The 13,516-nt window shown below is 64.7% G+C and carries 15 protein-coding genes; 9 read left to right on the top strand and 6 right to left on the bottom strand.

Annotated elements, in window-relative coordinates; all coding sequences use genetic code 11:
• Nucleotides 1-22 precede the first annotated feature (22 nt).
• Nucleotides 23-1,219, bottom strand: a complete 1,197-nt coding sequence (dnaN, locus tag P9A17_RS22200; RefSeq protein WP_278040896.1) for a DNA polymerase III subunit beta — start codon at nt 1,217-1,219, stop codon at nt 23-25.
• Nucleotides 1,220-1,795: 576 nt separating this feature from the next.
• Nucleotides 1,796-3,277 (bottom strand): chromosomal replication initiator protein DnaA, encoded by a 1,482-nt coding sequence (dnaA, locus tag P9A17_RS22195; RefSeq protein ID WP_278041057.1) that lies wholly within the window; start codon nt 3,275-3,277, stop codon nt 1,796-1,798.
• Between the two features lie 599 nt (nt 3,278-3,876).
• Here dnaA and rpmH point away from each other — a divergent pair.
• The 9 genes from rpmH to P9A17_RS22150 all read left to right on the top strand — a co-directional run bounded on the left by rpmH (nt 3,877) and on the right by P9A17_RS22150 (nt 10,158).
• A complete protein-coding gene (gene rpmH / locus P9A17_RS22190; RefSeq protein WP_003930923.1) occupies nt 3,877-4,020 on the top strand; it encodes a 50S ribosomal protein L34 in 144 nt (47 codons plus the stop codon).
• Between the two features lie 19 nt (nt 4,021-4,039).
• On the top strand, nt 4,040-4,399 hold the full coding sequence (gene rnpA, locus P9A17_RS22185; protein WP_278040895.1) for a ribonuclease P protein component: 360 nt from the start codon (nt 4,040-4,042) through the stop codon (nt 4,397-4,399).
• Complete coding sequence (gene yidD, locus P9A17_RS22180; protein WP_278040894.1) at nt 4,396-4,719, top strand: membrane protein insertion efficiency factor YidD; 324 nt, start codon at nt 4,396-4,398, stop codon at nt 4,717-4,719. The genes rnpA and yidD overlap by 4 nt, the downstream gene beginning before the upstream one ends.
• Nucleotides 4,720-4,762: 43 nt before the next feature.
• On the top strand, nt 4,763-5,827 hold the full coding sequence (gene yidC, locus P9A17_RS22175; protein ID WP_278041056.1) for a membrane protein insertase YidC: 1,065 nt from the start codon (nt 4,763-4,765) through the stop codon (nt 5,825-5,827).
• Nucleotides 5,828-5,864: 37 nt separating this feature from the next.
• Nucleotides 5,865-6,437: a R3H domain-containing nucleic acid-binding protein gene (locus tag P9A17_RS22170; protein WP_278040893.1), complete on the top strand. Its 573-nt coding sequence runs from the start codon at nt 5,865-5,867 to the stop codon at nt 6,435-6,437.
• Nucleotides 6,438-6,529: 92 nt separating this feature from the next.
• Nucleotides 6,530-7,213 (top strand): 16S rRNA (guanine(527)-N(7))-methyltransferase RsmG, encoded by a 684-nt coding sequence (rsmG, locus tag P9A17_RS22165; RefSeq protein ID WP_278040892.1) that lies wholly within the window; start codon nt 6,530-6,532, stop codon nt 7,211-7,213.
• On the top strand, nt 7,213-8,196 hold the full coding sequence (locus tag P9A17_RS22160; RefSeq protein WP_278040891.1) for a ParA family protein: 984 nt from the start codon (nt 7,213-7,215) through the stop codon (nt 8,194-8,196). The genes rsmG and P9A17_RS22160 overlap by 1 nt, the downstream gene beginning before the upstream one ends.
• Nucleotides 8,193-9,191, top strand: coding sequence for a ParB/RepB/Spo0J family partition protein (locus tag P9A17_RS22155; protein ID WP_278040890.1), 999 nt, complete (start codon nt 8,193-8,195; stop codon nt 9,189-9,191). Before P9A17_RS22160 ends, P9A17_RS22155 begins: the two co-directional genes overlap by 4 nt.
• 217 nt (nt 9,192-9,408) lie before the next feature.
• Nucleotides 9,409-10,158 carry an acetyltransferase gene (locus P9A17_RS22150; protein ID WP_278040889.1) on the top strand — a complete coding sequence of 250 codons (750 nt, stop codon included), beginning with the start codon at nt 9,409-9,411 and terminating at the stop codon, nt 10,156-10,158.
• 17 nt (nt 10,159-10,175) lie between these two features.
• Here the strand turns inward: P9A17_RS22150 and P9A17_RS22145 are convergent, their stop codons facing one another.
• The 4 genes from P9A17_RS22145 to P9A17_RS22130 form a co-directional block, all read right to left on the bottom strand.
• Nucleotides 10,176-11,363, bottom strand: coding sequence for an N-acetylmuramoyl-L-alanine amidase (locus P9A17_RS22145; protein ID WP_278040888.1), 1,188 nt, complete (start codon nt 11,361-11,363; stop codon nt 10,176-10,178).
• A gap of 84 nt (nt 11,364-11,447) precedes the next feature.
• Nucleotides 11,448-11,777, bottom strand: a complete 330-nt coding sequence (trxA, locus tag P9A17_RS22140; RefSeq protein ID WP_278040887.1) for a thioredoxin — start codon at nt 11,775-11,777, stop codon at nt 11,448-11,450.
• On the bottom strand, nt 11,774-12,769 hold the full coding sequence (trxB, locus tag P9A17_RS22135; RefSeq protein ID WP_278040886.1) for a thioredoxin-disulfide reductase: 996 nt from the start codon (nt 12,767-12,769) through the stop codon (nt 11,774-11,776). The genes trxA and trxB overlap by 4 nt, the downstream gene beginning before the upstream one ends.
• Before the next feature lie 124 nt (nt 12,770-12,893).
• Nucleotides 12,894-13,502: a hypothetical protein gene (locus tag P9A17_RS22130; protein WP_278040885.1), complete on the bottom strand. Its 609-nt coding sequence runs from the start codon at nt 13,500-13,502 to the stop codon at nt 12,894-12,896.
• Nucleotides 13,503-13,516 lie beyond the last annotated feature (14 nt).

The raw sequence follows: 13,516 nt of genomic DNA, 5'->3' as shown, positions 1-13,516 counted from the left end.
CTTTTCCTGTCGATTCGACCGGTCAGCCAGGCAGGCGCACCGGCATCAACAGATAGACGTAATCGGTTTGAGCGGCCGGGAAAGGTCCGCTTGCCCCGGCGCTTCCATCATCCTCACCTGCCGGACGCAAAACCGCTGGGCGACTTGGGGTCGTGAAGCCGAATGTGACGCGCTCGGCGTGCAGCGACCCCAATCCGTCGGTGAGGTAGGTCGGGTTGAAGGCGATGGTCAACGGATCACCGGAGAACTGAACAGGCAGATCTTCCTCGGCACGCCCGACGTCGTCCGCACCGGCGGAGAGCCGGAGCACGTCGTCGGCGAATTCCATCCGGACCTGTGCTCCACGGTCGGCGACGAGCGCGACACGCTTGATCGCCTCACTCAACTCCGCGACACCCACCGTCGCCATCGCGGTGTGCTCGGTCGGCAGCAGTTGGCGGAACTTCGGGAACTCGGCGTCGAGCAACCGGGTGGTGCTGCGCTTGCCCTTGCTGCGGATACCGAGAAGTCCTTCTTTGCCGACGCTCGGGCCCTGCCCCAGAGACAGGTGCACTTCGGTCCCGTCGGTGCCGGCCTTCGCGGCTTCGGCCAGAGTCTTGGCCGGGACCAGGACAGCGGCTTCCACGCCGGCGGCGCCCGTCGACCAGGTCAACTCGCGAACTGCCAGACGGAAACGGTCGGTGGCGGCCAAAACGACCTTCTCACCCGAGATCTCGACACGGATGCCGGTGAGCATGGGGAGGGTGTCATCGCGGCCGGCGGCGACAGCCACCTGGCCGATGGCTTCGGCGAACAGATCCGACGACACCACGCCCGTCTCGTCGGGCAGCGTCGGCAGCGTCGGATAATCCTCGACGGCCATCGTCGGCAGGGAGAAGCGGGCGCTTCCGCAGGTCAACGAAACACGAGTGCCTTCGACACTGACCTCGACCGGTTTGGCCGGCAGTGCGCGGACGATGTCGGACAGCAGCCGTCCGGAAACCAAAGCGCTCCCAGGAGAAGCGATTTCGGCAGGGATCTGCACTTCGGCCGAGACTTCGTAATCGAACCCCGAGACCGTCAGACCTTCATCGGACCCGGTCAGCAGCACGCCTGCCAGGACGGGGACTGTCGGCCGGGACGGAAGATTGCGTGCCACCCACGCAACTGCGTCGGCGAAGTCTTCGCGAGTCAGCCGGAACTTCAGATCCGACAGACCAGCCGTAGTCGCCACGTTCATAACGTCCCTTCGATGCACATCCAGTCACAGCACTAACCAGCGATTTCCCCCCGAATGGCACGGCGCGTCGCTCGTAGGCGCCGCGACGACCGGAACGGCTGTCGCTGAACCACCGTAGAGCTTTCGGCCCCAACTTGAAAGCTAAACGATCGGGCTGACATGCAGGGGAGTTACGGCTTGTCAGACCCGTGAGTTACACCTCTCCCCAGGGGGCTTCTTCTAGAAGAAATTGATAGAGATAAATGAGTATTAGTAATAGGCACTGTGCAGATTGGGGATGACGGCGGTTCGTCGCAGGCCAGGGGTCCGATGGGGCTGTGAGCAGATTGTGGATGGCTGTGGGGCGGCTGCGGAGCGACTGGGGATGGTCGCGTGGCTGGGGAGTGTCCGGCAGAACTACACGGAGTTGACCTCAGGTTGTGCACAGGCCGGTGCACAGGCTTTCGTGTGATTGCTGGGACGGCAGTGGCCAAAGATTTTTGGCATCGGTTCGGCGCCGGGGCCGCGACACGCGAGCGACACGCGCACAACGCATCGTCGGTGAAGAGACGGTGAAAGGAAGAAGCTGGCGATCTGTCAGCGCTTGGCGCGCTGGCGAATACGAGTGGTGAGCTCTTTGACGTGATCGAAAACTTCACGCCGCTCGGCCATTTCGGCACGGATCTTCTTCTCGGCGTACATGACGGTGGTGTGATCCCGACCGAATGCCTGGCCGATCTTCGGTAGGGAGAGGTCGGTGAGTTCACGGCAGAGATACATCGCGATCTGGCGGGACTGGGCGAGAGCGCGGGTCTTACCGGGGCCGCGAAGTTCCTCGATGCTGGTCTCGAAGTATTCGGCTGTGGCCGCCATGATCGCCGCGGTGCTGATCTGCATGGTGGTGGCGTCGGAGATCAGGTCACGCAGCACGATTTCGGCCAGCGATTTGTCGATCGAGGTCTTGTTCAACGACGCGAAGGCCGTGACACGGATCAGCGCACCCTCGAGTTCGCGGATGTTGCGTTCGATCCTGCTGGCGATGAGCTCGAGGACGTCGTCGGGGACATCGAGCCGGTCCATCTGAGCTTTCTTGCGCAGGATCGCAATTCGCGTTTCGAGCTCAGGCGGCTGGACATCGGTGATCAGCCCCCACTCGAACCGGGTGCGCAGTCGGTCCTCGAGCGTGGCCAGCTGTTTCGGCGGCCGATCAGAGGAAATGACGATCTGCTTGTTCGCGTTGTGCAGCGTGTTGAACGTGTGGAAGAACTCTTCCTGGATGCCGTCCTTGCCTTCGATGAACTGAATGTCATCGACGAGCAGCACGTCGATATCGCGATACGTGCGCTTGAAGGACGCGCGACGATCGTCGCGCAGTGAGTTGATGAAGTCGTTCGTGAACTCCTCGGTGGAGACGTACTTCACCCTCATACCGGGGAACAGGCGTTGCGCATAGTTGCCGGCGGCGTGCAGCAGGTGCGTCTTGCCGAGGCCGGACTCACCCCAGATGAACAGCGGGTTGTAGGCGCGGGCCGGAGCTTCGGCGATCGCGAGTGTGGCGGCGTGGGCGAACCGGTTCGACGCCCCGATCACGAAGGTGTCGAACGTATAGCGACGATTCAGCGTGACCGAGACGTTGTCGTCGTCGGCGGCATTTTTGGCTCGGTTGAAATACGACGGCCAACTCTCCTCCGCACTCGCCCGAGCCGCGAGGTCGTCGTCGACATCGTCGTCGTCGGATTCCTGAAGCGGTGCCGGGGGAGTGACGGGTGTGCTGGGTTCGTCGCCGTTCTCGGAGACGGGATCAGCGATGCGTACTCCGAGTTCGACGCGTTGTCCGAGCTGACGGCTCAGCGCGGCGACTATCGGCTCGCGCAAATGGCGTTCGATCTCGTTCTGGACGAACGGGGTTGGCACCGACAGCAGCGCGAAGCCTTCGGTGATGACCAGGGGGCGGACGAGCTTGAGCCACGCGCGCTGCTGTGGCGTCAGTGCGCCGTTCCCCGGACCTCCCGCGCCGTTGAGTTCGGTGACGACGTTGTTCCAGATCGCGACAAAAGGCGGATCGGGGTCAGTTGTCAACGACACTTACCCCCTCGCGGTCCCTTCAGGGACGGCCAAAAGAACGAGGACGAACTGTCCACAAAGTTATCCACAGGTTGTGGAAAAAGGACGCTCGTCGCCGTTTGGTTGTCTACCGGCGGGGACACCGCGTTGCCGGAGCTCATCACCATTCAGTCAGTGGGCTCGCGACGGAGTGTGGGCGTCCTCGCTTCGTTGTCTTTCGCCGATCCGGCGTGGAATCGGCATTGCCAGAAGCTAACAGTTTTCTCTCCGGGTGCCAACAGTTCTGCAACATTGCGGGTAGCCGGAATCCGGCTTGGCACAATCGTTCCAGACGAGCGTGACGGCTGTGGTGTGTGTGATGTTTCTGACGGGCCGGCGGGGTGCTCCTGCCTGCGGTATAACGCCTGGGAGGCGGTTTGACCCAGCCAATTCTCGTCAGTACCCTCGAACAGTCGCCCGCACGTGGCGATACGGCTGCGACCGGCCCCTGCCGGGGACCGCGCCGGCTAGCTATGCGAGACCGATCGAGCTTAACAACGGCCGACCGTGTCGGGCTGCCATGGATGTCATGGGAGTGTCGGCGCGGGGGCCTGACTTAACAAGGAGAGATTGCCGTGGCCAAGGGCAAGCGGACCTTCCAGCCCAACAACCGTCGCCGCGCCAAGGTGCACGGCTTCCGGTTGCGGATGCGCACCCGCGCCGGGCGTGCGATCGTCACCGCCCGGCGCGCTAAGGGCCGTCGTTCACTGACTGCGTGACGCGGTCAGGTCTGACGCGGTGCTTCCGGCGCAACACCGGATGACGCGCTCGGCCGAGTTCGGTGCCACAGTCAGTCGAGGGAAGCGGGCGGCTCAGCCCGATCTCGTCCTCTACACGCTGCGCTCTGATGACAGCGGCGAGCCCGGACCTCGAATCGGGCTGATTGTTTCGAAGGCAGTGGGTAACGCCGTGCAGCGGCATGCGGTATCGCGTCGGCTTCGTCATGCTGCGCGAGCGATTCTCGATGATCTCGATCCGGCAGACCGCGTGGTGATCCGCGCTCTGCCGCGGAGCCGCGACGCGGTCTCGCCGCGGTTGGAGCAAGAACTGCGTGCGGGGTTGGATCGCATTCGGCGCCGGAGCGGAACACCGTCATGAGTTCCCGGTCGTGGGCGGTGCGCTCTGCGGTGTACATGATTGAGCTCTACCGCCACACGATCTCTCCGCTGCGCCTGCCGACCTGCCGGTTCAGCCCGACGTGCAGTCAATACGCCGTCGAAGCCCTGAGTGAGTACGGATTCTTTCGGGGCAGCTGGCTTGCCCTGGTTCGTCTGCTCAAGTGCGGGCCATGGCATAACGGAGGGTGGGATCCGATCCCCGACCGCGAAAGTCACAGTGACGCAACTGGTGCCTGTGACACCGACGACCACCCGGGTACCCCGGTAGAGCAAGGGAAGAGTCAGACGAGTGTCGTTTAATTGGTTCAGCCTCGACATCATCTATTACCCGGTGTCGGCGATCATGTGGGTCTGGTACAAGGCGTTCGCCTTCCTCTTGGGGCCGACCAACTTCTTCGCCTGGGCGCTGTCGGTGATGTTCCTGGTGTTCACGCTGCGCGCGATCCTGTACAAGCCCTTCGTCCGGCAGATCCGCACCACGCGGCAGATGCAGGAACTGCAGCCCCAGATCAAGGCTCTGCAGAAGAAGTACGGCAAGGACCGTCAGCGCATGGCGCTGGAGATGCAGAAGCTTCAGAAGGAACACGGGTTCAACCCCATCCTCGGCTGCCTGCCCATGCTCGCGCAGGTGCCGGTCTTCCTCGGGCTGTACCACGTGCTCATGTCGTTCAACCGCACCCAGACTGGCATCGGCCGGCTGGGGTTATCGGTCGAAGAGAACCGGCTGCTGCCGAACTACTTCTTCAGCGCGACCGACGTTCAGCACTTCCTCGACGCGAATCTCTTCGGTGCGCCGCTGGGCGCGACGATGATCCAGCAGCACGGTCTGGACGCCTTCACCGAGTTCCACCGCCCGGCCGTCATCGCCGTCGGTGTTCCGATCATGATCTGCGCCGGCGTGGCAACGTACTTCAACAGCCGCGCGTCGGTGGCCCGCCAGAGTCCGGAGGCCGCGGCCAACCCCCAGACCGCGATGATGAACAAGCTTGCGCTGTACGTCTTCCCGCTGGGCGTCGTCGTCGGCGGTCCGTTCCTTCCGCTGGCGATCATCCTGTACTGGTTTGCGAACAACATCTGGACCTTCGGTCAGCAGCACTATGTGTTCGGCAAGATCGAGAAGGAAGAAGAGCTCAAGAAGCTTGAGGCGATCGAGCGTCGCTCGCAGAATGCGCCGGCGCCTGGGGCGAAGCCCAAGAAGAAGAAGGCCACCACCGAGTCAGGATCGTCTACACCGGCGGGATCGGCCAAGGAGATCACCGAACCGTCGGGTGGCGTCGAGGACGCCGACGACGACACCGCGGTGGGCGGGAAGCCGTCCACTCAGAGCCCGAACAAGTCCGCTGCGCAGAACGGGGCGGCCAGCCGCACGCCGAGACCTGGCGCGCGGCCCAAAAAACGGAAGCGTTGACGCGCGGGCGACCGCGACCAAGAGAGAGGTGCAAGCAATGACGGATGTGGAACACGAGACCAACGGTGCGGGGGCTGCGGCCACCGACGTGCTGTCGCCGGACGCTGAGGTGACCGAGAACGGTACGAGTAGCGGGACGGAGGACCTCGAGGAGAAGCTCGTCGCCGAGGGAGAGATCGCCGGCGACTATCTCGAAGAGTTGCTCGATCTGTTGGACTTCGACGGCGACATCGATCTGGACGTCGAAGGCGACCGTGCGATCGTCAGCATCGACGGCGGTGGAGATCTCACGAAGCTCGTCGGCCGTAAGGGCGAGGTGCTCGACGCATTGCAGGAACTGACCCGGCTCGCCGTCCACCAGAAGACGGGGGAGCGCAGCCGGCTGATGCTGGATATCGCGCAGTGGCGTCGACGCCGCCGCGACGAGTTGGCGGCCCTTGGCGAGAAGGTGGCGCAGCGGGTGCTTCAGAGCGGTGAGCGTGAGGAGCTTTCTCCGATGACGCCGTTCGAGCGCAAGATCGTGCACGATGCGGTGGCGGGCATTGACGGCGTTCACAGTGAGAGCGAGGGCGTGGAGCCGTCGCGCCGTGTCGTCGTTCTCGTCGACTGAGACTTACATCCATGTAGTTCTCTGTCGAAGCCAAGGGAGTCGGTGGGTGGTTTCGCCGCGATGCGACGAGAAGTAGTCGGAGGATGTTTCACGTGAAACATGCGGAGGTACCACCACCGCCCCCACATTCTGTTGAATTCTTTGGCCCAGCGATCGATGCCGCGCAACGTTACGCGGCGATTCTCGCGGGCGCCGGCGTCGAACGCGGCTTGCTCGGTCCCCGCGAAGTCGATCGAATCTGGGACCGGCACATTCTCAATTGCGCTGTGGTCGGCGAGCTCCTGGAGTCCGGTGAGCGGATCGCCGACATAGGTAGTGGAGCCGGCCTGCCCGGGATACCGTTGGCACTGGCCCGACCCGACGTACACGTTTCTCTCATCGAACCGCTTCTACGGCGCAGCGACTTTCTGCGCGAGGCGATCGACGATCTCGGTATCGACTGTGAAGTCGTTCGTGGGCGCGCCGAGGACCGGAGCGTTCGCGAGGAGGTGGGGGCAGCGGATGTCGTGGTATCTCGCGCCGTCGCGTCGTTGGACAAACTGACGAAATGGAGCACACCTCTGCTGCGACCCGGCGGCCGCATGTTGGCCATCAAGGGCGAGCGCGCGGACGACGAGGTGCGGGAGCATCGGAAGTCGATGGCGGCTCTGGGGGTGTCAGAGGTGAAGGTGGAGAGATGTGGCGGTCAAATCGTGGATCCGCCCGCGACGGTGGTCGTAGGGTTTCTGGGAACGGCGTCGGCAAAGCAGTCGCGGACCGAAAGGAAGCATCGGTGATGTCTGGCGCCAACGACGCTGAGGTGAACGAAGCAGCGGGCACGGTCCCGGCGCCCGATGTTTCACGTGAAACGTGGAACGCCCAGAACGCGCAGGACGCCGACACCCCGATCGGCGCTGAGGCTGCGCGTGCGGTGCGGCTGATGCAGGCGGCGGTCCAAGGACAACTGCCGCGACCCCCGAAGCAGCGGGTGTTCACGATCGCGAATCAGAAGGGCGGGGTGGGGAAGACGACAACCGCCGTCAACATCGCAGCGGCGCTGGCGCTGCAGGGGCTGAAGGTTCTCGTCATCGATCTCGATCCTCAGGGCAATGCGAGCACCGCGCTGGGCATCGAGCATCGCCCCGGGACCGCTTCGTCGTACGAAGTGTTGATCGGCGAGATCTCCGTCGAAGAGGCGCTGCAGCGCAGTCCGCACAACGAGCGCCTCTACTGCATCCCGGCGACGATCGACCTTGCCGGCGCCGAGATCGAGTTGGTCAGCATGGTGGCCCGAGAGGGCCGGCTGCGGACGGCCCTTGCGGAACTCAAGCACTACGACTTCGACTACGTCTTCATCGATTGCCCGCCGTCACTGGGCTTGCTCACCATCAACGCGCTCGTCGCAGCACCGGAAGTGTTGATCCCCATCCAGTGCGAGTACTACGCACTCGAAGGAGTGGGACAGTTGCTGCGCAACATCGAGATGGTGAAGGCGCACCTGAATCCGATGCTGGACGTCACGACCGTCGTTCTGACGATGTACGACGGCCGGACCAGACTGGCCGATCAGGTCGCCATGGATGTGCGCGAACACTTCGGGGACAAGGTTCTGCGGACCGTGATTCCGCGAAGCGTCAAAGTCTCCGAGGCCCCCGGCTACGGAATGACGATCATCGACTACGACCCGGGGTCGCGGGGAGCGATGAGCTATTTGGACGCAAGCCGAGAATTGGCTCTGCGAGGCGGGCAGGCGCCAGTTGAAGGAGGACAGGCTCGATGAACAAGCAGGCTGGTAAGCGCAGTGGTCTCGGCAGGGGACTGGCATCGCTGATCCCGACGGGTCCGGCCGAAGCAAATGAACCGGCGACCCTCGGACCGAAGATGGGCGGGGCGGCCGCAGACGTTCTTCTCGGTGGTCCGCCGGCCGCGGCACCACCGGCCGAGCCGAATCCGGCCGGAGCGGTGTACCGCGAGATTGCGCCCTCGCAGATCGACCCGAACCCGCGACAGCCCCGACAGGTCTTCGACGAGGAAGCTCTTTCCGAGCTCGTGCACTCGATCCGTGAATTCGGCCTCATGCAGCCGATCGTGGTCCGCACGACTCCGGATGCTGCAGGCAGCTCACCTCGGTACCAGCTCGTGATGGGGGAGCGGCGATGGAGGGCCGCCCAGCAGGCCGGCGTTGCGACCATTCCCGCCATCGTGCGAGAGACCTCCGACGACAGCATGCTGCGCGACGCGCTGCTGGAGAACATCCACCGCGCGCAGCTCAATCCTCTGGAAGAAGCTGCGGCGTATCAGCAGCTGCTCGAGGAATTCGACGTCACCCACGATGAACTGGCGTCGCGCATCGGACGGTCCCGCCCACTGATCACCAATATGATCCGCCTGCTGCGTCTTCCGATCGCCGTCCAGCGGCGAGTGGCCGCCGGGGTGCTGTCCGCCGGACATGCGCGGGCGCTGCTCTCCCTCGAGGGCGGCGCGGAAGCGCAAGAGGAGTTGGCCGCCCGCATCGTGGCGGAAGGCCTGTCGGTCCGCGCCACCGAAGAAGCGGTCACACTCGCCAACCGCAACGGCGGCACGACGCCGACGGCACCCCGCCGCAAGCCGATTCAGATGCCTGGCCTCCAAGACGTGGCCGAGCAGCTGTCGACGGCTTTCGACACCCGGGTGACCGTCAGCCTCGGCAAGCGGAAAGGCAAAATCGTCGTCGAGTTCGGCTCGGTCGACGATCTTCAGCGAATTGTGGAGATGATGAACGCGTCCAAGCCATGACCGGTCACACCGGGGAATTACGTCACTGTGACACTGTAGCGGTGCGGCCGATGTCAGCATCGGTTTCGCTGCGCAAACACGGTGCGCCCCAGGTGAATTGGTCGAATAGCGGACAAAACCTCCGGGTGGACGTCGCGATCGGGCTCGGGTGGCGCCGGCCTTCTATCCTTGAGGGGCAGCCGCCTGTCAAAGCGCGGCGAGAAGACCGGGGAGATTAGTGGCCGCACGTATCACGCCCCTTCGGCTCGAGGCGTTCGAGCAGTTGCCGAAGCATGCGCGTCGCTGCGTGTACTGGGAAGTTGATCCGGCGATCGTCGGCGGAGCAGAGCAGCTGTCCGATCCCGAGTTCGAGAAGGAAGCGTGGCTGTCGATGGTCATGCTCGAATGGGGGTCCTGCGGGCAACTTGCCGTCGACTGTCCGACGACCGGACTCGATGAAGCCCCGGCCCCGGAAACCGGAGACGAACCGTGCCTCGGGTACGCGTTCTATGCGCCACCGCGATCCGTGCCGCGAGCGACCCGTTTTCCGACAGGGCCCGTCAGCGCCGACGCCGTCTTGCTGACAACACTCGGAATCGAGGCAGGCGACAACAGCGAGGACATGTCGCGCACGCTCATCGCCGCGGTCGTCGGAGATCTGGTCCGCCGAGGTGTTCGCGCGCTCGAGGCGTTCGGCCGCACCCCGCAGGTGGGCGAGCTGTCCGGACTGGAGTCGGTGCCGCCGGACATTCGGCCGGTCGTCGAGGCACTGGGGGACTGCTCGGTTGAGCAGTGCGTGCTCGATGCCGATCTCCTGATCGATGCGGGATTCGTCACCGTGTCTCACCACGCGTACTTTCCGCGGTTACGGCTTGAGCTCGAGCAGGGACTTGGGTGGAAGGCCGGCGTCGAGGCAGCGCTGGAACGACTGTTGCAGAGTGCGCAGCTTCAGCAGCCGGTGGGGGCAGGCGCGAGTCCCTGCGCCTAGCGGTGTGACTAGTGCGACTAGCCTCGGCGGGCCTGCTCCACGGCGAGCTCGTGAGCGAGCAGCTCGGCGAACGTGAAAGTGCCTGTGGGACGGTCGTTCTTACCGAGCAGGTACAGCCGTTTCACCGCGGCAAGGATGCCTTCGGCGAGTGCGTCACGGGACTCGGGCGAGACCAGGGTGTCACGATCGTTCGGGTTGGTGATGTATCCGACGTCGACCTGGACGGTGGGCATCCGGGTCAGGCGAAGCAGGTCCCAGGTCCGCCCGTGCACCCGGCAGTCGCGTAATCCGGTACGCGCCACCACTTCCCGCTGGATGAAGTCGGCGAGATTGCGTCCGATCGTGGACACCGAGCCGTGGGAGTTCCCGAAGTGGAAGGATGCGACGCCGCTGGCCGCCGGGCTGATGTGCGTGGCGCAGCGGAGGCTGATCATCATGTCAGCGCCGACGGTGTTGGCCGTCGCAGCGCGTTCGGCGTCGGTGGGTGCGGCATTGACCGGCCGGGACACAAAGGTCTCGATCCCGATGGCCGTCATCCGGCCTTCGAGCCGACTCGCCAAGTCCCACAGGATGTCCGCTTCGCTGATCGGGCCGGCGGGGCCGTTCATGATCAGCCCGTGGTCGGAACCTCCGCGGCCCGGATCGACGATGATGCGCTTACCGGACAGCCGCGGTCCGGAGCTGCGGACGAGTTCCTCTTCGCGGATGGCGTGCGGCGAGCCGCCGGTGACCCGTGATCCGAGGAAGTACAAGGAGCGCAACGTTTCTGGACCACAGATACCGTCGGGGTAGAGGCCGTACTCACGTTGATAGGACGACAGCGCGTTATGCGTCTGTAGCCCGAAGTGCCCGTCGACCAGACCGGTGTAGAAGCCGAGATCCTGCAGTCGGGCCTGGAGAGTGGCGACGTCGTCACCGTACATCGGTGCCCCGAACTGGTGGTTCAATGTGCGCGCACCCAGCCGGTAGGACGCCTCTTTGAGCGCGCGGTAGGTCGCCTCGCCGACTACGCCGTCCACCAGAAGCCCACGGTGCTGCTGGAATGCTCGGACCGCATGATCGAGGTCATCGTCGAACATGTCCGCGGCGAAGTGCTTACCGGTGGTCAGGTCGTCGTCTGAGCCGGCGAGCATCCCGAGCGCGGCGAGTGCGGCCCTGATCTCGGCGACCGCACCACCGCGGTCACCGCGACGCAGACTCGACATAGGCAGCATTGTCTCAGACCGTCAGGGGATTCGGAAAAACCCCAGGCAGCTGTTCATGCCACGTTTCGCGGCGCGAGGGGGTCCTCAGATGATGTCGGCGAGCTCGCGCAGCAGCGCTGCTTTGCCCTTGGCACCGACGATGCGCTTCACGGGCTGACCGTCTTTGAAGACGATCATCGTCGGGATGGACACCACCTGGAAGTCACGTGCGGTGGCCGGGTTCTCGTCGACGTCGATCTTGGCGACGGTCAGCGCGCCGGCCTTCTCGGACGCGATCTCCTCCAGGACGGGCGCGACCATCTTGCACGGTCCGCACCACGTCGCCCAGAAATCCACCAGCACGGGGGTGCCGCTGGTGAGGACATCGTCGGAGAACGAGTCGTCGGTGACGGTCACCGTGCTGGATTCACTCATTGCTGCGCTCCAATCAGATCAGTGTCTTCTGTTGTTGTAGAGGTTCTTTCACCGGGCTCAGCGTGTTCGGCGAGCCAGCGCTCGGCGTCGATCGATGCAGCACAACCACTTCCGGCGGCGGTGATGGCCTGCCGGTAGGTGTGATCGACGAGATCGCCTGCGGCGAAGACACCTTCGAGTGAGGTGTACGTGGTGCGGCCCTGGACCTTCACATAGCCTTCGTCGTCCAGGTCGACCTGACCGCGCACCAGCTCGGAGCGAGGATCGTGGCCGATCGCAACGAACACGCCCGTGACCGCCAAGGTGGACTCTTCACCAGTCACGCTGTCGCGCAACTTGATTCCGGTGACCTTGGGGTCACCTTCGATGCCGGTCACCTGGGTATTGGTGAGGATGGTGATCTTTTCGTTCTGCTGCGCACGCTCAAGCATGATCTTCGACGCGCGGAACTCCTCGCGGCGGTGGATCAGCGTCACACTGCGAGCGAAGCGGGTCAGGAAGGTGGCCTCCTCCATCGCGGAGTCGCCACCGCCGACGACGGCGATGTCCTGGTCGCGGAAGAAGAAGCCATCACAGGTGGCGCAGGTGCTGACGCCCATACCGAGCAGATCGTCTTCGCCGGGCACGCCGAGATGACGCGCCGCGGCGCCCATCGCCAGGACGACCGAGCGGGCGCGGTAGGTCTCGTCGCCGACGGTGACCGATTTCACCGGGCCGGCCAGGTCGACCTCGTCGACGTCTTCCATGCGCAGGTCGGCACCGAAGCGCAGCGCCTGTTCGCGCATCTCGTCCATCAGCTCGGGACCGGTGATGCCGTTGCGGAACCCGGGGTAGTTCTCGACCTCTGTGGTGGTCATCAGTGCACCGCCGAACTGCGAGCCCTCGAAGACCAGCGGCTTGAGCTGGGCGCGGGCCGCGTACACGGCCGCGGTGTATCCGGCCGGGCCGGACCCGATGATAATGACGTCGTGGACGGTCTCTGAGGAGGTCATGCGAACCTTTCTGCCTAGGGCAAGAGTTCTCCAGAACCGCAGCTGAGTAAACAACTGCAATTACTGAACAACAGGGTAGGCGTGGGTGTTCCCTAAGGCGCACCCGGCGCGTCCAGTGCCCCTGTCAGCGGTCGATGACGGTTTCGGCGAGCCGTCCGGCGTGGACGGCGCTGCACCCCGGTTCGACCGCCACCGCATCGATCTGATCCGGTGTTTCGCCGGGGAGCAACAGCAGGACGCCCGGTCGTCCGGACACCTCGAGCTGCCGCCCACCGAGGGGTTCGAGGGTCGGGGCGTACCCGAGGCCGGCCAGGCACGACGCGCGGCGCTGCGGATCGGTCAGCGGGCCGAGGTCGGTCGGGGCGCCGACTGCGGCGCGTAGCTCGTCGTCGGATACCGGGAAGCCGGGCCGCTCCACGGTGATCTGCGACGCGGTCGCCTCGGCGGGGAAGGTGGGCGCGGGATCGCGGGTGAGGGTCAGGACGCTGACCACCGCGGCGGTGCCGATGGCGGCGATCCCGGCGATGAGACCGATCCGTTGAGGACGGGTCAGTGTAGGGCGAGGAAGCGCGTGTGCCGTCGAGGGGTGGGGTGCGTCGCGCAGCGCGGCGCCGATGCGGGCGACGACGTCGGCGGGAGCCTCGGGTGCGGAGTCGGCGTCCAGGTGCGCCAGTTCGCGGCGGACGCGGTCGTCGATGTCGGGATCGTCGACGGGCCCCGCGCCGTCAGTCATCGCTCGAGGCTATC

Origin of the sequence: Mycobacterium sp. 236(2023) (assembly GCF_029623955.1) — a bacterium.
GTDB lineage: Bacteria > Actinomycetota > Actinomycetes > Mycobacteriales > Mycobacteriaceae > Mycobacterium.
Note: the sequence above shows the minus strand (reverse complement) of the source record. Positions and strands in the feature narration are given on the sequence as shown.